Here is a 21,194-nt window from a genome sequence, read left to right as displayed (position 1 = left end):
TTCAGGCATTTGACTCAAAAAATTCTCGGGCTGACACCACATCTCTGGCGATTTGTGCCTTCAGCTCATCGAGTGAAGCAAATCGCTGCTCATTACGTATCTTTTTACGCAGCACTACTTCTATATGGCGACCATAAAGGTCCATTACAACGTCCAGTAAATGGACTTCAAGCTGCTGGCGTATTCCCGCCACCGTAGGGCGAGTACCGATGTTTGCCACGCCGGCAATCGGTTTTTCACCAAGGCCAGAGACTTCCACCGCATAAACCCCTTTTACCGGGGAAACATGGCGACGCAGCGGCAAGTTTGCGGTCGGGAAGCCAATAGTACGGCCCAGCTCATCCCCATGCACAACGCGGCCGGAGATCATAAACGGATGTCCTAACAGGTTTTCTGCCTGCTGCAGGTCATCATCGGCCAGCGCCTGGCGCACCGCAGTACTGCTGATACGCACCCCATCGTCACAAAACGTTTGGGTACTGGTGATATCAAAACCGTATTCGCGGCCAGCCTTCTGTAATAACAAGAAATCCCCCTGGCGACCAGCGCCAAAGCGGAAATCATCACCCACCGCGAGGAATTTTACCCCGAGTCGATCAACCAGAAGGTCGCTCACAAAGTTTTGTGCGCTCAGCGCGGCGAAGCGGCGATCAAAGCGCACGCACAGCACGTAGTCCACGCCACATTCGGCCAGGTAGCGCAGCTTTTCTCGCAGACGAGTCAACCGGGCAGGGGCTTTTTCCGGTGCAAACAATTCGAGCGGTTGAGGCTCAAAAATCATGACCATTACCGGAAGGTTGCGCGCACGCCCCTCTTCGCACAGACCTTTTAATAGCGCCTGGTGGCCACGATGCACGCCGTCGAAATTACCAATGGTGAGTACACACCCGTGGTGCTCCCGGCGCAGATTATGTATACCGCGTATCAGCTTCATGGCTGGCTCAAAACAGTGGAAATTGGCGGATTATACCAACTACCGCGATTAAGGTTAACCGGCGATTAGCGCCTTTAACGTAAAGCTTGAATGAATTCATTGTGCTGGGAAGCACTTTGCGCAGACTTCGCATTTGTCTTGACGAATTTTGATGCGAAAGACTGTATTCCGAAGCCTGATGCTGGTAGAATCCGCGCCATCACACGTAAGAGGTGTCGGAAATTTAACGACGCTTATTTGCACAAATCCATTGACAAAAGAAGGCTAACGGGGCATATTCCTCGGCCTTTGAATTGTCCACATAGATCATATTTGGGAGTTGGACCTTGGCTAATATCAAATCAGCTAAGAAACGTGCCGTACAGTCTGAAAAGGCTCGTAAGCACAACGCAAGCCGTCGCTCTATGATGCGTACTTTCATCAAGAAAGTATACGCAGCGATTGAAACTGGCGATAAAGCTGCTGCACAGAAAGCATTTAACGAAATGCAACCAATCGTGGACCGTCAGGCTGCTAAAGGTCTGATCCACAAAAACAAAGCTGCGCGTCATAAAGCAAACCTGACTGCGCAAATCAACAAACTGGCTTAATCGCCTTTTTGCTGTGAGCTTTGATAAAAAAACCGGCTAACGCCGGTTTTTTTATGCCTGTGATTCAGTCAACTTTAAACAGCGCTGAGTAATCCTTGCTACAGATACGCTGCACCGCAGGATGCTGAATCATTCGTTCGGCAAAAATGGCATGGTACTCCTCCAGCACGTTATCCATTCTGCCTATCTCGACGATATCGTCATCGCTATAGATATCCTGCGCATACAGCGTCGGCGCCACAAAGATAGCGTTATGGGCGGCGCCAAACGCCTTCATCAGCGCGGCATCATCAAACTCGCCCAGAATCTCAATCTTCAGTCCCTGGATGTTAATCCAGTTAAGCAGTTTCCGCCCTAGCATTGAGCGACGCCCAGGAATAAGCAGACGTCTGGTTTCCAGACAGGCGGGGAAAGGCAGTTCAGGCTTTGGCCCCTGGCACCAAAAGCTAATGCCGCATTCACCGAGTTTCACTGAGAACAACCCTTCCTGCTGAGTTGAATCAATCGGGCAGTCCGAAATGATCATATCCAGCTTATGCTGGCTAAGCTGCTCCAGCAGCATTTCATGGGTAGATTCAAAACAGCGCAGGTGGATCTGCTCATCCTCGACCACGGCCGCATCCAGCACGCCGCTAACCAGACGCTTGGATAACGCATCCGCCACGCCAACATCAAACAAAATGTTAGCTTCTTTACGGTAGTTAACGATATCCAGCATTTCCTGGCTCAGGGTAAACATTCTGTCGGCGTAGCGGAACACAAGTTGCCCCAGCTCCGAAGGGACAAGTCCCCTGCCCTGACGGCGGAATAGTTTGCCCTGCAGGCGCTCTTCAAGCGCTTTGATTTGCCCGGTGATCGTTTGTGGGGTCAGGAACAATGCCTCAGCGGCACCGACAACCGAACCTTCTTTGCAAACGTGCCAGAAATAATAAAGATGATTGTAATTGATATGGGACATGCCCTTCACTCCCTGATAATTAATCCATTATCGGATCATCTGACGATGATCCGGCAGCCAGTAACGTCATGAAGTCGCCTTAGGCAATCGTGCTTTTAGCATCATGTAACCGACGACGGCAGAGAGCAACGAGCCCAGCAGAATTCCCAGCTTCGCCCAGGTGATCAGCTCCGCATCAACGTCGCCAAAGGCTAGCGAAGCGATGAAGATCGACATCGTAAACCCTATGCCACAGAGCACGCCTACCGCCATGATGTCCCTGAAGCTTGTTCCCTCTGGCAGTGAGGCAAGTTTAAACTTGAGCGCCAGCCAGCAAAACAGGCTGATGCCTAGCGGCTTACCGATGAACAACCCGGCCATAATACCCAGCGGCAGAAGCGACGTTAGCCCCTGTACTGTCACTCCGCTGAGGGAAACCCCTGCATTAGCAAAAGCAAACAGCGGCAGGATCAGGAAGGCTACCCATGGATGCAGCACATGCTCCAGGTCCTGAGCTGGTGAGCGTCCCTTCTCTTCTTTCAGTGGAATGAAGAAGCCAATAATCACGCCCGCAAGCGTGGCATGCACGCCTGATTTCAATACCGCAGCCCACAATATTACGCCCACCAGAATGTAGACTCCGGTACGTCGCACGTTAAACAGGTTCAGCAATGCCAATGCCACAATGGCCACAGCAGCTATACCGAGCGACATCATCGAGAGATCGTGAGTATAAAACAGCGCAATAATTACAATCGCGCCAAGGTCGTCGATGATCGCCAGCGCCATCAGGAAGACTTTCAACGCCAGCGGAACACGATTGCCCAGAAGCGCCAGGATCCCCAAAGCAAAGGCGATGTCGGTTGCGGCAGGTATCGCCCACCCTTCACGCGCTACAGGATCAGCATAGTTGAAAACCAGATAAAGCAGAGCCGGTACGACCATCCCACCGAAGGCGGCAATGACCGGGAATGACGCCTGACGGCGATCGGCCAGTGAACCGATGACCATTTCCCGCTTCACCTCAAGGCCAATCATCAGGAAGAAAATCGCCATCAGGGCATCATTCACCCACAACAGCAGGTTTTTACTGATATCCAGTGGCCCAATTCTCACTTCAACAGGCGTGGCAAGAAACGCCTCGTAGCCAGCACTGGTCGACTCCATATTTGCCAGTAGCATTGCCAGTGCCGCGGCAACAATCAAAAAAATACCGCCCGCGGCATCATTCTGAAAAAAACGTTGCAGATTTTTAGTCATTATTTCACTCAACTCTCTAAGTAGCGTATTCATCCTGAACACTAATAGGGTAGCCAGCATAGCGATAATAACACATCGTTAAAAACAGCTTATATTGCAAGTAATGATCGAAAAAACCGATCGATATAAAGAGGCATAAAAAAAACCTGAACCGAATGAAGCAGTTCAGGTTTTTTTAAGCATAACAACAGGAAGAAATTACCGAGTTAAATCATCAAAGAATTTCTTCACCCCGTCGAAGAAACTCTTTGAACGCGGACTGTTATTCGCCCCGGTAGGGCCGCCGAAGCTCTCTTCTAAATCACGCAGCAGCTTTTTCTGCTTTTCGTTCAGGCTGACCGGCGTCTCAACAACAACGCGGCACAGGAGATCGCCCTGCGCACCGCCGCGTACGGACTTCACGCCTTTACCGCGCATTCTGAACAGTTTGCCGGTTTGCGTTTCGCCTGGAACCTTCAAGTTAACGCGACCGTCGAGAGTTGGAACTTCAATTTCCCCACCCAGCGCAGCCATTGCAAAGTTGATCGGCACTTCGCAGTAGAGGTTATTGCCTTCACGTTCGAAGATCGGGTGCTGTTTCACCTGAACCTGAACGTACAGATCGCCTGATGGCGCGCCGTGTTCGCCCGCTTCGCCTTCGCCAGACAGACGAATACGGTCCCCGGTATCCACGCCTGCCGGGATTTTCACCGACAGCGTTTTGGTTTTCTCTACGCGGCCGTGGCCGTGGCAGCTGTTGCACGGATCTTTAATGATAGTGCCGCGGCCCTGACAGTGCGGACAGCTTTGCTGCACGGTAAAGAAGCCCTGGCGCATTTGCACCTGACCCTGGCCGTGACAGGTTGGACAGGTCTGCGGAGAAGACCCTTTCTTCGCGCCGCTGCCGTGGCAAACTTCGCATTCTTCGAGCGTCGGGATACGGATCTCTTTGGTGACGCCACGAACCGCTTCCTCAAGCGTTAAGTCCATGTTGTAGCGCAGGTCTGCACCGCGGGACGCACGCTGGCGGCGTCCGCCACCAAAAATGTCGCCAAATACGTCGCCAAAGATATCGCTGAAGTCGGCACCACCGCCGCCAAAGCCGCCGCCACCGCCCATACCACCTTGTTCAAACGCAGCATGGCCGTACTGGTCGTAGGCCGCACGTTTTTGAGCGTCGGTCAGGATTTCGTAGGCTTCTTTGATCTCTTTGAACTTCGCCTCGGCCTCTTTATCGCCCTGGTTACGGTCCGGATGGAACTTCATCGCCAGGCGCTTATAAGCTTTTTTGATTTCACGCTCTTCCGCTGACTTCGGAACGCCTAAAACCTCGTAATAGTCTCTCTTCGCCATCTCTTTTTTCTGCCCTTAACATACGAGCACGGGCGTGGAGTAAACTCCGCGCCCGTGCCGGTTAATTACCCTGCATCAGGGCGATTATTTTTTATCTTTAACTTCTTCGAACTCGGCATCAACAACATCGTCGTCTTTGCCGGCGTTGGCGTGGCCTGCATCTGCGGCATTGCCAGCCTGCTGCTCAGCGTGCTGCTGCTGAGCCAGTTCCATCAGCTTCTGGGAAACTTCAGCCAGCGCCTGGATTTTAGCTTCGATGTCCGCTTTGTCTTCGCCCTTCAGGGACGCTTCCAGCGCGGTCAGCGCAGACTCGATAGCGGTTTTGTCGTCAGCCGGCAGTTTGTCGCCTGCTTCTTCAACCTGCTTACGGGTGCTGTGCAGCAGATGGTCGCCCTGGTTACGGGTCTGAACCAGTTCTTCGAACTTACGGTCAGCTTCGGCGTTAGCTTCTGCATCACGAACCATTTTCTGGATTTCGTCTTCGTTCAGACCAGAAGATGCCTTGATGGTGATCTTCTGCTCTTTACCGCTGTTTTTGTCTTTTGCGGAAACGTGCAGGATACCGTCAGCATCGATGTCGAAGGTGACTTCGATCTGTGGCATACCGCGCGGTGCCGGGCTAATACCGTCAAGGTTAAACTGGCCCAGATCTTTGTTATCCGCAGCACGTTTACGTTCACCCTGCAGCACGTGGATGGTTACCGCAGACTGGTTGTCTTCCGCAGTAGAGAACACCTGGCTGTGCTTGGTCGGGATAGTGGTGTTTTTGTTGATGAGTGCAGTCATCACGCCGCCCATGGTTTCGATACCCAGAGACAGAGGGGTAACGTCCAGCAGCAATACGTCTTTCACTTCACCCGTCAGAACACCACCCTGAACCGCTGCACCGATAGCAACAGCTTCGTCCGGGTTAACGTCTTTACGCGGCTCTTTACCGAAGAACTCGGCAACTTTTTTCTGCACCATTGGCATACGAGTCTGACCGCCGACCAGGATAACGTCCTGGATATCGGAAACGGACAGGCCAGCATCCTGCAGGGCAACTTTCAGCGGCTCGATAGAACGGTTGACCAGGTCTTCAACCAGGGATTCCAGTTTCGCACGAGTCACTTTGATGTTCATGTGTTTTGGACCGGTCGCATCTGCAGTGATGTACGGCAGGTTCACGTCGGTCTGCTGTGCAGAAGAAAGCTCGATTTTTGCTTTTTCTGCCGCTTCTTTCAGGCGCTGCATTGCCAGCGGATCGTTACGCAGGTCAATGCCCTGATCTTTCTTAAACTCGTCAACGAGGTAGTTGATCATACGGCTGTCAAAGTCTTCACCACCCAGGTGGGTATCACCGTTGGTTGCCAGAACCTCGAAGGTTTTCTCGCCGTCAACTTCGTCGATTTCGATAATAGAGATATCGAAAGTACCACCACCGAGGTCGTAAACCGCGATAGTACGGTTGCCGACTTCTTTATCCAGGCCGTAAGCCAGAGCGGCAGCGGTTGGTTCGTTGATGATACGTTTCACTTCCAGACCTGCGATACGGCCGGCGTCTTTGGTTGCCTGACGCTGAGCATCGTTAAAGTATGCAGGTACGGTGATAACAGCTTCAGTTACCGGCTCACCCAGGTAATCTTCCGCGGTTTTCTTCATTTTCTTCAGCACTTCAGCAGAGATCTGCGGCGGTGCCATTTTCTGACCTTTTACGTCAATCCATGCGTCGCCGTTGTCAGCGCCGATGATTTTGTAAGGCATGATGGCTTCATCACGCTGCACTTCTTCGTCCTGGAAGCGACGGCCAATCAGGCGTTTAATCGCAAACAGAGTGTTTTGCGGGTTAGTCACTGCCTGACGTTTAGCCGGCTGACCTACCAGGATTTCGCCGTCCTGCGTGTAAGCAATGATAGAAGGCGTGGTGCGGTCGCCCTCGGCGTTCTCCAGCACACGAGCAGTTGTACCATCCATAATCGCGACACAAGAGTTAGTAGTCCCCAGGTCGATACCAATAATTTTACCCATCTAAACGTCTCCACTAAAAATTCGTCATCATGTGGTTGTGAACCTGTTATGCGGGCAAAAGCGTCTGTTTCAACTGCCCGAAGCGTTTTTTTTCAGGTCCGCCAACTGCGGTTGCATACAAGATGGGGTCGCAACGCTTGCCATCAAGGGGCAGGTGAAAAAAAATTTTCCGCTTTCCCCCCGCTCAGATCATAGACGGCAGCGTGCTGCCTGATTATTATGCCGCGCCCGCAACCGGACTCCCGGCCGCGGGGCATTAATTAACACTACATTTCAGATGAATTTTTCAGAGGAACTATGGGCAACACTAAGTTGGCTAATCCAGCTCCCCTGGGCTTAATGGGCTTCGGCATGACCACCATTTTGCTCAACCTGCATAACGCAGGTATTTTTGGTTTTGACGTTACTATCCTCGCGATGGGGATTTTCTACGGCGGTATCGCGCAAATCTTCGCGGGCCTGCTGGAGTTTAAAAAAGGGAACACTTTCGGTTTAACCGCCTTCACCTCTTACGGCTCTTTCTGGCTGACGCTGGTGGCGATTCTGCTGATGCCTAAAATGGGCCTGAGCGATGCGGCCAACGGCCACTTCCTTGGCGCGTACCTGGGCCTGTGGGGTGTCTTCACCCTGTTCATGTTCTTCGGCACCCTGAAAGCACCACGTATGCTGCAGTTCGTGTTTGCCAGCCTGACCGTGCTGTTTGCCCTGCTGGCTATTGGCCACCTGGCAGATAACGAAGGTATGGTGAAAGTCGCGGGCTGGATTGGCCTGGTGTGTGGCGCAAGCGCTATTTACCTGGCAATGGGTGAAGTGCTGAACGAGCAGTTTGGCCGTACCGTGCTGCCGATCGGCGAAAAACACTAATCTTTCTTTCGCGGAAAGCAAAACGCGGAGCCCTGCTCCGCGTTTTTTATTCAGGAAGGCGTCAGCGCCCTTTCCTCTATCTTGTCCTGATGATGAATATCCTTTCTCAGCCAAATCCCCATCACTAAACCCACAATGGCAAGCGCCAGCACGTACCAGGCCGGAGCCATCGGCGAAACGCCCATCAGCATGGTGACCGCAATCGGCGTCAGGCCGCCAAAAATGGCATAGGACAGATTGTAAGAAAACGAAATGCCGGTGAATCGCACCTGCGCCGGGAACGCCCGCACCATAACAAATGGCACCGCGCCAACCACGCCCACGCTCAGCCCGACCAGGCCATACAGCAAGAAGAGATGTTCCGGATAAGTCCCACTCAGGTGATAAAACATCCAGCTGCAGATGGCGAGCAAGACGCTGCCGACGGTAAAGGTTTTCCCTGAGCCATAACGGTCTGCCGCCAGCCCTGCCAGCAGGCAGCCCACGCACAGCATAATCGTGGCAATACTGTTTGCCTGCAGCGTTAAGGCAGGTGCGATCCCATGCTGTTTTTGCAGCCAGATCGGCGACATCAAAATCACCACCACGATGCAGGCGGAGAGCAGCCAGGTCAGCAGCATAGAAACAACCACCGCTTTTTTATGTCCAACCACGACTGACTTCAGCGGCATCTCCTCGGCCAGCGCTTTACGCTGCTGCATTTCGAGGAAGATCGGCGTTTCACGCAGCCAGCGGCGAAGGTACATCGCCACCAGGCCAAAAATCCCCCCAAGGAAGAAAGGAATGCGCCAGCCGCCGTCATGAATCGCCTGCTGGGTCATGGAAGTATTAATAATGGTTGCCACCACGGAGCCCAACAGAATGCCGACGGTCAGCCCCATCGTCAAAATGCCGCAGGCAATACCAATCCGCTTATCCGGCACATGCTCAGAGACAAACACCCAGGCGCCCGGCACTTCGCCGCCGATTGCCGCCCCCTGCAGAATACGCATCAGCAGCAGCAACAGCGGAGCCGCAATACCTAACGAAGCGTACGTTGGCAACAAACCTATGGCCAGCGTCGGTACCGCCATCAGCAGAATACTGAGGGTAAACATCTTTTTGCGGCCGACCAGATCGCCAAAGTGCGCCATCACAACCCCGCCCAGCGGGCGCACAAGATAACCGGCCGCGAAAATAGCGAATGTCTGCACCTGACGCAGCCACTCCGGGATATCAGCCGGGAAGAAGAGCTCTCCCAGCACTGCCGCAAAGAAAACGAAGATAATGAAGTCGTAGAATTCGAGGGCGCCACCGAGGGCAGCAAGCGTCAGGGTTTTGTAATCCTGCCGGTTAAGAGGTCTGGCGTGCTGTTTTGACATAGGGGACCGCTTGTAAAGAGGAGTGTTAATTATTTTTTCCGTTTAGCTGTAAAGCCAGAGTTACTATAACGGTAAAATATTCACACTCCATACCAATTCGATCTTATGTCACAAAAGCCAATTATTTAGGATTTTGTCTCGCGGCGAGCGCTTTTAGGGCGGAAAGCTGCTACCACATGGTCATGCGTTTCAACATAAGGGCCATCCAGCAACTGTATACAATACGGTACACTTGCAAAAATTCCCGGCACCACAACCTTGCCGTTTTCATCTTTCACGCCTTCCAGCGTTTCCTGAATAGATTTTGGCTGCCCCGGAAGGTTGAGGATCAAGGCCTGTTTGCGAATGACACCCACCTGGCGCGAGAGAATCGCCGTCGGAACAAAATGCAGGCTAATCTGACGCATCTGCTCGCCAAAACCCGGCATTAAGCGATCGGCAACGGCAAGCGTAGCATCTGGCGTTACGTCACGACGCGCCGGCCCCGTTCCACCGGTAGTCAGCACCAAATGGCAGGCCATTTCATCCACCAGCTCGCAGAGCGCTTGTTCAATGATGGATTGCTCGTCAGGGATAAGACGGGTTTCTATTTTAAACGGCGTCGTCAGCGTCTGCTCAAGCCACTCTTGCAGCGCAGGGATGCCTTTATCCTGATAAACGCCGCTAGAAGCGCGGTCTGAAATGGACACGAGTCCAATGCGTAAGGTATTCATATCAATCCCGGAAATCAGCAAGTCTGAGTGGAATGATACACGGGGAAAGGCGTTGCAGACAGGGAAAGCGGTGAAAAGCGTGGCCGACAGAAGCCGGCCACGAGAATGATTACAGCAGGTCGCCGATCATTTTTTCCAGTTTTTCCTGGTCGATTGCAAACTTACGGATACCGTCCGCCAGTTTGTCTACGGCCATTGGATCCTGGTTGTGCTGCCACAGGAACTGGGATTCGGTGATACGCTCAGGGCGCGCTTTCACTTCACCGGTGTAGCTCAGCTTACGCTCGATGGTGCCTTCGCTTTCTGCCAGCTCTTTCAGCAGTGCAGGAGCAATGGTCAGGCGGTCACAGCCAGCCAGCTCGATGATTTCACCGACGTTACGGAAGCTAGCACCCATCACCACGGTTTCATAACCGTGCTGCTTGTAGTACTGGTAGATTTCGGTCACGGAAACCACGCCTGGATCTTCCTGCGGCGCGTACTCTTTCTTGTCGGTGTTAGCTTTGTACCAGTCAAGGATACGGCCAACGAACGGAGAAATCAGGAACACGCCAGCTTCAGCACATGCGCGAGCCTGAGCGAAGGAGAACAGCAGGGTCAGGTTACAGTTGATGCCTTCTTTTTCCAGCTGCTCTGCAGCGCGGATGCCCTGCCAGGTAGAAGCCAGTTTAATCAGGATGCGATCGTTGCTGATACCTGCGTCGTTGTAGAGCTTGATCAGGTGTTTGGCTTTCGCGATGCTGGCTTCAGTATCATAGGACAGGCGAGCATCCACTTCGGTAGAGATACGGCCAGGGATCAGCTTCAGAATTTCCAGGCCGATGTTTACAGCCAGCTTGTCGGAAGCGTCAACCACCTGCTGAGCGCGATCGTTGCTCTGGCTACGAGCCCAGGTAATCGCTTCGTCGATCAGTTTACGGTACTCAGGGATCTGCGCAGCGTTAAGGATCAGAGAAGGGTTGGTAGTAGCATCTTGCGGCTGGTACAGCTTCATTGCCGCGATATCTCCGGTGTCAGCAACCACGGTGGTCAGTTGACGCAAAGAAGTCAATTTATCCGTCATAATGAGTGTTTCTCTTCAGGTGTAGCTTGTTAGGGAGATGTAACCGGTCTGGCTTGATGATATCACGCCGCCCATCAGGTGCAACCGCGACAAGTGCTGTCCGTCCAGTGGGCGAGAATATGCTAAACTCGACCGCCAATTTATCTGTAACGTAATGGATTGCATGGCACGGGCCCGTCAACCTCGCCGCCATCACGCATTAACAAGAGGGACGTTAATGACAGATTTTTTATTATTTATCAACGAGGTGCTTTGGGGATCCGTCCTGCTTTGGCTGCTGATTGGCGCGGGCATCTGGTTCACCTTTCGCAGCGGCTTCGTCCAGTTCCGTTACTTTACCCGGCTGCGCCTTTTCCTGCGCAACAGCGACTCGCCGGATCCTTCCGGAATATCCTCATTCCAGGCACTTTGCACCAGCCTTGCCGCGCGCGTCGGCAGCGGCAACCTTGCGGGCATTGCGCTAGCCATCTCCGCAGGTGGCCCCGGTTCGGTGTTCTGGATGTGGGTTGCCGCAGTGCTCAGCATGGCCACCGCCTTCGCAGAATGTTCCCTCGCCCAACTTTATAAAACCCGCGACAAAGAAGGAAACTACCGCGGCGGCCCTGCCTGGTATATGGAGCGTGGGCTTGGTATGCGCTGGATGGGCGTGCTGTTTTCCGTCTTTTTGATCGTTGCCTTCGGCATGGTATTCAACGCCGTACAGGCCAACTCCATTGCGATTGCCACTCACTACGCGTTTGATGTGCCAAAAATCTGGGTGGGCCTTTTCCTGGTGACTGTTACCGCACTGGTCATCTGGCGAGGGATGCGGACCATTGCCCGGATCTCCCAGTGGCTGGTGCCGCTGATGGCATTACTCTGGGTATGTATGAGCCTGTATGTTGTGGGGCTACACATTGAACGTTTCCCCGAAGTCATCAGGCTGATTTTCAGCCACGCCTTCGGCTGGCACGAAGCGGCTTCGGGCGCGCTGGGTTATACCGTCAGCCAGGCCATCACCAATGGCTTTCAGCGCGGGATGTTTTCTAACGAAGCGGGCATGGGCTCCACGCCTAATGCCGCAGCAGCGGCAGCCGCATGGCCTCCACATCCGGCCACTCAGGGCGTGGTGCAAATGTTTGGGGTGTTGATTGATACAGTGATTATCTGCACCGCGACTGCCGCCATTGTGCTGATGTCCGGCATGATGGACGGCATAGAAACGTCACGCAGCGGCATTATTCTGGTTCAGCAGGCGCTCAACTCAGCCGTAGGTGACTGGGGCAGCGGCTTTATCGTGGTTATCGTTTTCCTGTTTGCCTTCACGTCTATCATGGCTAATTACACGTACGCCGAGAACAATTTGCTGTTCCTGAACCAGGACAGCCGCGCGCTGAAATTTTTACTGCGCTTTATGGTACTTACCATGGTGATGTTCGGTACGCAGGCCGCATTACCGCTGGTCTGGCAGCTGGCAGACGTGGCGATGGCTATTATGGCGTTAACCAATATCACGGCGATCCTGTTGCTTTCTCCGGTGGTGAAAACGATAGCGGCAGATTATCTGCGCCAGCAAAAGCTGGGCATCTCGCCCATCTTCAACCCCAACCGTTTCCCGGAGATTAAGAACCAGCTGGCGCCCGGCGTCTGGGACAGAGACGTGGAAAAAAAACCTTAGCTGATTGCAGCCATAGGCCGCGACAGGCGGGAAATTTGCTAAAGTAACGGCCAAACTATGCAAGGAGTGGACATGCTAATTCTTATCTCACCTGCCAAAACGCTGGATTACCAAAGCGAGCTGCCGACGGACCGCTATACACAGCCAGAACTGCTGGAATACTCACAGCAGTTAATCAGCGTTGCCCGCAAGCTAAGCGCCCCGCAAATTGCTTCCCTGATGAGCATCAGCGATAAGCTGGCCTCTCTTAACGAAACCCGTTTCCACGAGTGGCACCCGGCATTTACGCCACAAAACGCGCGCCCGGCTATTCTCGCCTTTAAAGGCGATGTTTATACCGGCCTGCAGGCCGAAGAATTTAGCGATGCAGACTTTGATTTCGCCCAACAGCATCTGCGTATGCTTTCCGGGCTGTACGGAGTGCTGCGCCCGCTGGACTTAATGCAGCCTTACCGGCTGGAAATGGGTATTCGCCTGGAAAACCCGAAAGGCAAAGATCTTTATCATTTCTGGGGCGATACGATCACCGAGAAGCTGAATCAGGTGCTGGCCACCCAGGGCGACAATATCGTGGTCAACCTGGCGTCTGATGAATACTTTAAAGCGGTGAAGCCGAAGAAGCTGAACGCAGAGATCATCAAGCCCGTTTTCCTCGATGAAAAGAACGGCAAGTTTAAAGTCATCAGCTTCTATGCGAAAAAAGCACGTGGGCTAATGAGCCGCTACATCATTGAGAATCGCCTGACGAAGCCAGAACAACTCAAAGCGTTTAATACCGACGGCTATTTCTTTGATGAAGACGCGTCAGAGAAAAACGAACTGGTGTTTAAGCGCCACGAGCAGTAGAAAAAAACGCCAGCGTTAAGCTGGCGTTTTGCTTTGAACTCGCGCCGGTTATCTGTCCCAGCGATTATCATGGTGATAAGGCGGTGGGCCATCGAACCTTGCGTGACGCTGCCAACGGTGTTCACGCCACTCATAGTGCCTTGCCCACCAGTCGTGATCTCGCCAGTAACGGCCGTCCCAGTAGCGCCCGTGGTTGTCCTGATCGCCGAAGTGCAGCGTCACGGCAGGCACCAGCGTGATTTCTCCCGCCTGTACCGCCAGCGGCGTCACCACCAGCAGGGACAACGCCAGAAAAATGGATTTCAACATAGCTTGCTCCTTACTTCTTAAGCCGGCCCAGTGGGCCCGTTAAGATGAGCTTATGTCGGAAATCACGCCCGCGTTATTCTCCGCAATCCTAATCTCTAAGCATCCGCATTTTATGGGAATTTCTCCTTTTTTCCTGCTAAATGCCTGCTTATTTTCTCCCTGATTTACAGGGAAAAACGCCCCAGTCTGACCAGCAAAATGGGGCTTCAGGATTACGCTTTAACCATCATGAACTTACGTAGTTCGGCAAAATCAGCCGGGAGGTTGTGGGACAGCAGCGGCAGGTCTGCGCGGGACGCCAGTTCTTCCGGCAGAGGCAGCGCTTCGCCCAGAATCTCTTCCACGCTCTCTTTAAACTTCGCCGGATGCGCGGTGCCCAGGAACAGCCCAAACTCTCCAGGCTGAAGCTGGTCGCGCAAGGCACGGTAAGCAATCGCCGCATGCGGTTCGGAAACATAGCCAATCGCCTTCAGCTCACGCATCGTGTCTTTGGTGGTTTCGTCGGTCACTGCGGCGTAGCCAAGGTCGGTCAGGCGCCAAATTTTGCGGCGGAAAAGCTCTTCCACGCGCGGCCAGTTGTTCGGCTGGCTAACATCCATAGCGTTGGACAGCGTGGCTACGGTCGCTTTAGGCGCCCATTGGCCTTCCGCAAGGAAGCGTGGAACGGTATCGTTGGCATTCGTGGCGGCAATAAAGCGCTTAATCGGCAGGCCGAGGGATTTTGCCAGCAAGCCAGCCGTCAGGTCGCCAAAGTTACCGCTCGGCACGGAGACCACTAGCTGATTACGCGCTTCCTGCGGCAGCTGGGCTACCGCTTCGAAGTAGTAGCAGATCTGCGCCAACAGGCGGCTGATGTTAATGGAGTTTGCCGAGTTTAACCCCAGCGCCACCTTCAGCTCTTCATCATCAAATGCTTGTTTCACCAGCGCCTGGCAAGCATCAAAATCGCCGTCAATCGCCACGGTTTCGATATTTCCACCGAGGGTACAGAACAGTTTTTCCTGCAGCGGGCTGATTTTCCCACGCGGATAAAGAATAACGACGCGCACATTCTTAAGGCCGTAGAACGCATGGGCCACCGCCGCACCGGTATCGCCGGATGTTGCGGTCAGAATGGTCACAGGCTTGTCGCCGCTGATGTGAGTCAGCATCTGCGCCATAAAGCGCCCGCCAAAGTCTTTAAACGCCAGCGTCGGGCCATGGAACAGTTCCAGGCAACCCACGTCCGGCTCAACCATGTTCACCGGGGCAGGAAACGCGAAGGCCGCACGCACGCGCTCTTCCAGAATCTCCTGCGGGATCTCATCCCCGATAAATGCGGACAAAATTTTGCTGCTACGGCTGACAAAATCCATCTCCAGCATGGCGTCGATTTCTGTCAGTTCAAACTCAGGCAGCTCATGCGGGAAGAACAGACCCTGCTGTTTGCCCAGCCCCTGGGTAACGGCCTGTGCAAAGGAAACCTGCTCGTTGTGATCTTTAAGGTTGTACAGTTTCATGTCTTATCCCAAAACTCGTGCGCCAGCCGTATCCAGACGGCAAATATGTACAAAACCTTCCTGGTTCTGCAAATAATGTTGGCTGAGCCAGTCAGCCACGCGCTGCGCGGTATCGGTGTTATCGCACAGTGCAAATAAGGTCGGGCCGGAACCCGAAATCCCGCTAGCCAGCGCGCCGATATCCGCCACGGCTTTACGGGACTCATCAAACTTCGGCAGCAGTTTGGCGCGGTAAGGTTCAGCAATCACATCCTTCATCAGCTTCGCCGCGAGCGCAGGCTGGCGGGTATGACAGGCATGAATAAAACCGGCCAAATGGCGACCGTGGCTAATGCAGTCCTGGCGGCGGTACTGGGCAGGTAAAATCGCTCGCGCTTCGGCGGTTGAAACCTTAATGCCCGGATAGGCCAGTACCCACAGCCACTCATCAAAGCCTGGCACCTGCTGGCTGATGATGCCGTTTTCTTCGATCATCAGCTGCATGCCGCCGAGGAAACATGGCGCGACGTTATCGTAGTGAATGCTGCCGGAAATACGCCCTTCCAGCTCACCCATTAGTGCCAGCAGGCGTGTGTCGCTCAAAGGCTTACCGCAAAATTCGTTCATCGCCATCAAGCCAGCCACCACCGAACAGGCGCTGGAGCCCAGTCCGGAGCCGATAGGCATGTTTTTCTCAAGCGTCATCGCCACGGGAATAGTCTTGCCAATTTCCTGGCAGAAACGCTCCCAGCACTGATAAACAATGTTCTCGCGCGGTTCATCCGGCAGCTTGCTGGCGAACCGCCCAAGGTTGGTCAGGCTGAAGCTGTCTGCCGCTTCAACCGTCACGTAATCACCCAAATGCGAGCCATCAACCGGCGATACCGCCGCGCCCAGCACATCAAAGCCGACGCTCATATTAGCGCTGGAAGCCGGGGCATATACTTTAACCATCTTAAACTCCTAACTTCCATGACAGGGTGCGAAGCAGATCCGCGAAGACACCGGCGGCGGTAACATCGTTACCTGCCCCGTAACCGCGCAGCACCAGCGGCAACGGTTGATAATAGTGGCTGTAGAAGGCCAGGGCATTTTCGCCGTTCTTCACCTTATACAGCGGATCGTTGCCATCTACGGCGTCGATTTTCACTTTGCAGCTGCCGTCTTCTTCAATAATGCCGACGTAACGTAGCACTTTCCCATCGTCACGCGCCTTCCTCACACGAGCCGTAAACTCATCATCCAACTGAGGAAGGCGTGCCATAAAAGACTCGACGTCTCCGCTTGCATCAAAATTTTCTGGAAGTACGGATTCGATCTCGATATCCGAAAGCTCCAAATCGCTCCCGGTCTCACGTGCCAGGATCAACAGCTTACGCGCCACGTCCATACCGGAAAGATCGTCACGCGGATCCGGTTCGGTATATCCCATTTCACGCGCAGTGCTGGTCGCCAGCGAGAAGCTCATTCCCTCATCCAGCTTACCGAAGATGTAAGAAAGCGACCCGGAAAGAATGCCGGAGAAACGCTGCAGCTCATCGCCTGCATTCAGCAGGTTTTGCAGGTTTTCGATCACCGGCAGGCCCGCCCCCACGTTGGTGTCGTAGAGGAACTTGCGGCGAGAACTCTCCGCGGCATTACGCAGCTGGTGGTAATAATTCATGCTCGAGGTGTTGGCCTTTTTGTTTGGCGTCACCACGTGGAAACCTTCGCTCAGGAAATCGGCATACTGGTCCGCCACGGCCTGGCTGGAAGTACAGTCCACAATCACCGGATTCAGCAGATGATACTCTTTCACCAGGCGGATCAGGCGGCCAAGATTGAACGGCTCTTTGGCCTGCTCCAGCGCCTGCTGCCAGTTTTCGAGATCCAGGCCATGCACATTAGTCAGCAGGGCTTTAGAATTCGCCACGCCGCAAACGCGCAGGTCAATATGCTTCTCCTTCAGCCACGCCTGCTGGCGCTTAACCTGCTCCAGCAGAGCCGCGCCCACCCCGCCAACGCCCACGAGGAACAGCTCAATAACCTGGTCGGTATTAAACAGCATCTGGTGAGTCACACGCACGCCGGTCACGGCATCATCGTTATTGACTACAACAGAGATAGAACGCTCGGAAGAGCCCTGTGCGATAGCGATAATATTGATATTCGCGCGGGCCAGGGCAGCAAAGAACTTGGCGGAGATCCCACGCAGCGTTTTCATGCCGTCGCCCACGACGGAGATAACCGCCAGGCGTTCGGTCACCGCAAGCGGCTCCAGCAGCTCTTCTTTCAGTTCGAGATAGAATTCATCTTCCATCGCTTTGCGAGCGCGGCCGCAATCAGCCTGCGGAACGCAGAAGCTGATGCTGTACTCAGAAGACGACTGGGTGATCAGCACCACGGAGATCCCGGCACGGGACATCGCGGCAAACACGCGTGCGGCCATGCCGACCATGCCTTTCATTCCCGGGCCCGAGACGCTGAACATCGCCATGTTGTTCAGGTTGGTGATGCCTTTCACCGGCAGCCCTTCGTCATCGCTTTTGTCGCCAATGAGCGTACCTGGCGCCTGCGGATTTCCGGTATTTTTAATCAGGCAAGGGATCTGGAACTGAGCAATCGGGGTGATGGTGCGAGGGTGAAGTACTTTGGCGCCGAAGTAGGAAAGCTCCATCGCTTCCTGGTAAGACATCGACTTCAGCAGTCGGGCATCTGGCACCTGGCGCGGGTCACAGGTATAAACGCCGTCGACGTCAGTCCAGATCTCACAACAGTCGGCTCGCAGACAGGCAGCCAGCACGGCGGCAGAATAGTCGGAACCATTCCGGCCCAGAACAACCAGCTCACCTTTGTCGTTCCCGGCGGTAAACCCGGCCATCAGGATCATGTGATCCTCAGGAATACGGCTGGCGGCAATACGGCGGGTTGACTCTGCGATATCCACGCTGGAATCCAGGTAATGCCCTACCGCCAGCAGCTTCTCGACCGGATCGATCACGGTCACCTGGTAGCCGCGAGCCTGCAGCACGCCAGACATGATAGCGATAGACAGCTTCTCGCCCCGACAAATGATCGCCGCATTGATGCTGTCCGGGCACTGTCCCAGCAAGCTGATCCCGTGCAGAACATGCTTAAGCTGAGCAAATTCTTGATTCACCAACTCTTTCAGTTCAGCCAGCGGAAAGCCCGGCTGTGCCTCTGCCAGGCCATTCAGCAGTTCAGCAAAAATACGCTCTGCGTCGCTGATATTCGGCACAGCGTCCTGGCCCCCGATGGTTTTCTCAATCATCGCCACAAGGTGGTTAGTAATTTTTGCCGGAGCAGACAGCACGGTCGCCACCTGCCCCTGTTTGGCATTACTTTCCAGGATATCGGCAACGCGAAGGAAACGCTCCGCATTTGCCACCGAAGTACCGCCGAATTTCAACACTCGCATTGTTGTGACCCCTTGATTTTTTCCCGAAAAAAAAGCCCGCACTGTTTAGGTGCGGGCTTTTTTCATTTTTACCTGTATGCGTCAGCCCGCACCGTTACCTGTGGTAATGGTGGTTGTGATAATTGTGGTAATCAGGCTGAAGCGAAACATGGATGTTGTGTGCTCTAAATTTGTGATAGCTCTATTGGTTAAAGCAATCCCTTTACCAAGTCAATTTTTTTTAGTTCTGTCACAAAAAATTGCCTTGCCCGGTCGCGCTGAAAAATCCACCAAAAATGGGAGTAAAAGCGCGTAAATAGCGCAATAAGTTAGATGAACGTCTCAAAAAGAGACATTCAAAAAGATTTCATTCTGGCAATTTTTTTTCGATGTCATGAAGCAAACGGTGAAGCATTGCCGTGTCTCTGTGCTCCAGCAGGCCTAAACGCTGCTGAACCCAATCGACCATTTTTTGGTCGTCCGCGACTTCAAGACGATGCAAAAGTGCCGCCATTCGCAAACGCAGCGCATTCAATTGCTGCCCGTCACCGGCCACGTTTTCCACAGGCGGTTGCTGCATCAAAGCAGAAAGCTGGTAGCAATAAACCATCACGGCCTGCCCCAGGTTAAGTGACGGGTAATCCGCGACCATCGGCACGCCGGTTAAAACATCCGCCAGTTCCAGCTCTTCGTTCGTCAACCCGGAATCTTCTCGGCCAAAAATTAGCCCCGTGCATCCTACCCACTGGCGCTTTTCTTCAAGCATTGGCACCAGCTGTTGCGGTGTTGCGTAGTAATGAAATTTCGCCCGACTGCGGGCCGTTGTGGCGATAGAAAAATCCACGTCACTCAGGGCATCCGCGAGCGTGTCGAAGTGGCGAATCCCATCAAGGATATCGCCCGCGCCGTGCGCCACCCAGCGCGCTGCGGGTTGAAGATGCGCATCACTGGCAACGATCCTCATCTCCGTAAACCCCATGGTCTTCATCGCCCGGGCCGCGGCCCCGACGTTCTCTGCTCTGGCCGGTGAAACCAGGATAATTGGCAAACGCATTGGAACTCTCTTCTAAAATTCGTTAAAACGTGCGAAGTGATGCACAAATTTGGATAATACGCATCGCAAATTTACTTTGTTGCAACATATATTGTGGCAACGGCTTTCAATGAACTTATAACTTAAGCTTATGCTTTTACGTGATTATATACCATGAGAATGGGGCAAATACCGATTATATCCACTTGTTTAGCATGGTTTATTTTTCCGTAAGCTCATCACCGTCGCTGGCCAGATTCAGCTTACTTTTTTAACGCTTTACGATATTGATTATTAAAAAGTTGTGACAAAAGCTAGCATTGAGCTACGATGATTTAATGAAACTGTTAACGTGCTACAATTGAAATTGATATATGTCAACGAAGCGTAGTTTTATCAGGTGTCTAAGCAGCACTAGCCTGTTATGTTGCTGTTAAAATGGTTAGGATAACAGCCGTTTTTGACACCGTCGGGTCCAAAGGGAAAGCACCCACGACCAAGCTAATGATGTTGTTGACGTTGATGGAAAGTGCATCAAGAACGCAATTACGTACTTTAGTCATGTTAAGCCCGGCATGTTAATTTATGGCATGTAACAGGCAGGTCAGGGACTTTTGTACTTCCTGTTTCGATTTAGTTGGCAATTTTAGGTAGCAAACATGCAGACCCCGCACATTCTTATCGTCGAAGACGAATTAGTAACACGCAACACGCTTAAAAGCATTTTTGAAGCGGAAGGCTATGATGTTTTTGAAGCGACCGATGGCGCAGAGATGCATCAAATCCTTGCCGATAATGACATTAACCTCGTCATTATGGATATCAACCTGCCGGGTAAAAACGGCCTGCTGCTGGCGCGCGAATTGCGCGAGCAGGCTAACGTGGCGCTGATGTTCCTGACGGGCCGTGACAACGAAGTAGACAAGATTCTCGGTCTTGAAATCGGTGCGGATGACTACATCACCAAACCTTTCAACCCGCGTGAACTGACTATTCGTGCACGCAACCTGCTGTCCCGCACCATGAATTTAGGGGCCATCAGCGAAGAACGTCGTTCCGTTGAAAGCTATAAATTCAACGGCTGGGAGCTGGACATCAACAGCCGCTCTCTGGTTAGCCCGAACGGAGAACAGTATAAGCTGCCGCGCAGTGAATTCCGTGCGATGCTGCACTTCTGTGAAAACCCGGGCAAAATTCAGTCTCGTGCCGAGCTGCTGAAGAAAATGACCGGTCGCGAGCTGAAGCCGCATGACCGTACTGTCGATGTTACTATCCGCCGCATTCGTAAACATTTCGAATCCACGCCGGATACGCCAGAAATCATCGCCACCATTCACGGCGAAGGCTATCGTTTCTGCGGCGATCTGCAGGAATAAGCGGTTAGAAATAACGAAAAGGGCTGACATCTGTCAG

20 protein-coding genes and 1 other annotated feature are annotated in these 21,194 nt (G+C 53.2%); of the genes, 5 read left to right on the top strand and 15 right to left on the bottom strand.

What is annotated here, in order from left to right:
- Position 1: 1 nt before the first annotated feature.
- On the bottom strand, positions 2 to 934 hold the full coding sequence (ribF, locus tag LH86_RS08670) for a bifunctional riboflavin kinase/FAD synthetase (protein WP_039300317.1): 933 nt from the start codon (positions 932 to 934) through the stop codon (positions 2 to 4).
- 326 nt (positions 935 to 1,260) lie between these two features.
- Here ribF and rpsT point away from each other — a divergent pair, with 326 nt between their 5' ends.
- Positions 1,261 to 1,524 carry a 30S ribosomal protein S20 gene (gene rpsT, locus LH86_RS08665; protein ID WP_008461694.1) on the top strand — a complete coding sequence of 88 codons (264 nt, stop codon included), beginning with the start codon at positions 1,261 to 1,263 and terminating at the stop codon, positions 1,522 to 1,524.
- 64 nt (positions 1,525 to 1,588) lie between these two features.
- Here the strand turns inward: rpsT and nhaR are convergent, their stop codons facing one another.
- From nhaR to dnaK, 4 genes are all read right to left on the bottom strand, one after another.
- On the bottom strand, positions 1,589 to 2,482 hold the full coding sequence (nhaR, locus tag LH86_RS08660) for a transcriptional activator NhaR (RefSeq protein ID WP_008461693.1): 894 nt from the start codon (positions 2,480 to 2,482) through the stop codon (positions 1,589 to 1,591).
- A gap of 66 nt (positions 2,483 to 2,548) precedes the next feature.
- Positions 2,549 to 3,721: a Na+/H+ antiporter NhaA gene (gene nhaA, locus LH86_RS08655; protein ID WP_039300314.1), complete on the bottom strand. Its 1,173-nt coding sequence runs from the start codon at positions 3,719 to 3,721 to the stop codon at positions 2,549 to 2,551.
- Between the two features lie 198 nt (positions 3,722 to 3,919).
- Positions 3,920 to 5,053: a molecular chaperone DnaJ gene (dnaJ, locus tag LH86_RS08650; RefSeq protein WP_039300311.1), complete on the bottom strand. Its 1,134-nt coding sequence runs from the start codon at positions 5,051 to 5,053 to the stop codon at positions 3,920 to 3,922.
- A gap of 84 nt (positions 5,054 to 5,137) precedes the next feature.
- Positions 5,138 to 7,060, bottom strand: coding sequence for a molecular chaperone DnaK (gene dnaK, locus LH86_RS08645; RefSeq protein ID WP_039300308.1), 1,923 nt, complete (start codon positions 7,058 to 7,060; stop codon positions 5,138 to 5,140).
- A 297-nt stretch (positions 7,061 to 7,357) separates the two neighbouring features.
- On the opposite strand from dnaK, the gene satP reads away from it, so the two are divergent.
- The gene (satP, locus tag LH86_RS08640; protein ID WP_008461687.1) at positions 7,358 to 7,924 is read left to right on the top strand and encodes an acetate uptake transporter; all 567 of its coding nucleotides are present in this window, start codon (positions 7,358 to 7,360) and stop codon (positions 7,922 to 7,924) included.
- A gap of 50 nt (positions 7,925 to 7,974) precedes the next feature.
- Here satP and LH86_RS08635 read toward each other — a convergent pair whose 3' ends face one another.
- The 3 genes from LH86_RS08635 to tal all read right to left on the bottom strand — a co-directional run bounded on the left by LH86_RS08635 (position 7,975) and on the right by tal (position 11,061).
- The gene (locus tag LH86_RS08635; RefSeq protein WP_039300305.1) at positions 7,975 to 9,285 is read right to left on the bottom strand and encodes an MFS transporter; all 1,311 of its coding nucleotides are present in this window, start codon (positions 9,283 to 9,285) and stop codon (positions 7,975 to 7,977) included.
- Between the two features lie 125 nt (positions 9,286 to 9,410).
- The gene (gene mog, locus LH86_RS08630; RefSeq protein WP_039300302.1) at positions 9,411 to 9,998 is read right to left on the bottom strand and encodes a molybdopterin adenylyltransferase; all 588 of its coding nucleotides are present in this window, start codon (positions 9,996 to 9,998) and stop codon (positions 9,411 to 9,413) included.
- A 109-nt stretch (positions 9,999 to 10,107) separates the two neighbouring features.
- Positions 10,108 to 11,061: a transaldolase gene (gene tal / locus LH86_RS08625; protein WP_039290154.1), complete on the bottom strand. Its 954-nt coding sequence runs from the start codon at positions 11,059 to 11,061 to the stop codon at positions 10,108 to 10,110.
- A gap of 217 nt (positions 11,062 to 11,278) precedes the next feature.
- Between tal and LH86_RS08620 the strand changes: the two genes are divergently transcribed.
- Complete coding sequence (locus LH86_RS08620; RefSeq protein WP_039300299.1) at positions 11,279 to 12,718, top strand: alanine/glycine:cation symporter family protein; 1,440 nt, start codon at positions 11,279 to 11,281, stop codon at positions 12,716 to 12,718.
- Positions 12,719 to 12,790: 72 nt separating this feature from the next.
- Positions 12,791 to 13,564, top strand: a complete 774-nt coding sequence (gene yaaA / locus LH86_RS08615) for a peroxide stress protein YaaA (protein ID WP_039300297.1) — start codon at positions 12,791 to 12,793, stop codon at positions 13,562 to 13,564.
- 48 nt (positions 13,565 to 13,612) lie between these two features.
- Here the strand turns inward: yaaA and LH86_RS08610 are convergent, their stop codons facing one another.
- The 7 genes from LH86_RS08610 to yjjY all read right to left on the bottom strand — a co-directional run bounded on the left by LH86_RS08610 (position 13,613) and on the right by yjjY (position 20,344).
- Positions 13,613 to 13,873: a DUF2502 domain-containing protein gene (locus LH86_RS08610; protein ID WP_039300294.1), complete on the bottom strand. Its 261-nt coding sequence runs from the start codon at positions 13,871 to 13,873 to the stop codon at positions 13,613 to 13,615.
- Positions 13,874 to 14,085: 212 nt separating this feature from the next.
- Positions 14,086 to 15,372 carry a threonine synthase gene (gene thrC / locus LH86_RS08605; RefSeq protein WP_039300292.1) on the bottom strand — a complete coding sequence of 429 codons (1,287 nt, stop codon included), beginning with the start codon at positions 15,370 to 15,372 and terminating at the stop codon, positions 14,086 to 14,088.
- Positions 15,373 to 15,375: 3 nt separating this feature from the next.
- Positions 15,376 to 16,305: a homoserine kinase gene (gene thrB, locus LH86_RS08600; protein ID WP_008461668.1), complete on the bottom strand. Its 930-nt coding sequence runs from the start codon at positions 16,303 to 16,305 to the stop codon at positions 15,376 to 15,378.
- 1 nt (position 16,306) lies between these two features.
- Complete coding sequence (gene thrA / locus LH86_RS08595) at positions 16,307 to 18,769, bottom strand: bifunctional aspartate kinase/homoserine dehydrogenase I (protein ID WP_039300290.1); 2,463 nt, start codon at positions 18,767 to 18,769, stop codon at positions 16,307 to 16,309.
- 25 nt (positions 18,770 to 18,794) lie between these two features.
- Positions 18,795 to 18,912 (bottom strand) — a sequence feature (Thr leader region).
- Positions 18,851 to 18,919, bottom strand: coding sequence for a thr operon leader peptide (thrL, locus tag LH86_RS22000; protein ID WP_071530522.1), 69 nt, complete (start codon positions 18,917 to 18,919; stop codon positions 18,851 to 18,853). Its footprint overlaps the feature before it by 62 nt.
- Positions 18,920 to 19,115: 196 nt before the next feature.
- Positions 19,116 to 19,802 (bottom strand): tRNA/rRNA methyltransferase, encoded by a 687-nt coding sequence (locus tag LH86_RS08590; RefSeq protein ID WP_039300288.1) that lies wholly within the window; start codon positions 19,800 to 19,802, stop codon positions 19,116 to 19,118.
- Between the two features lie 401 nt (positions 19,803 to 20,203).
- Positions 20,204 to 20,344 carry a protein YjjY gene (gene yjjY, locus LH86_RS22555; protein ID WP_085938930.1) on the bottom strand — a complete coding sequence of 47 codons (141 nt, stop codon included), beginning with the start codon at positions 20,342 to 20,344 and terminating at the stop codon, positions 20,204 to 20,206.
- A gap of 96 nt (positions 20,345 to 20,440) precedes the next feature.
- On the opposite strand from yjjY, the gene arcA reads away from it, so the two are divergent.
- On the top strand, positions 20,441 to 21,157 hold the full coding sequence (gene arcA / locus LH86_RS08585; RefSeq protein WP_008461663.1) for a two-component system response regulator ArcA: 717 nt from the start codon (positions 20,441 to 20,443) through the stop codon (positions 21,155 to 21,157).
- The last annotated feature ends 37 nt before the right edge of the window (positions 21,158 to 21,194 follow it).

Source organism: Cedecea neteri, from assembly GCF_000758325.1.
In the GTDB taxonomy this organism is placed as follows: Bacteria; Pseudomonadota; Gammaproteobacteria; order Enterobacterales; family Enterobacteriaceae; genus Cedecea; species Cedecea neteri_B.
Note: the sequence above shows the minus strand (reverse complement) of the source record. Positions and strands in the feature narration are given on the sequence as shown.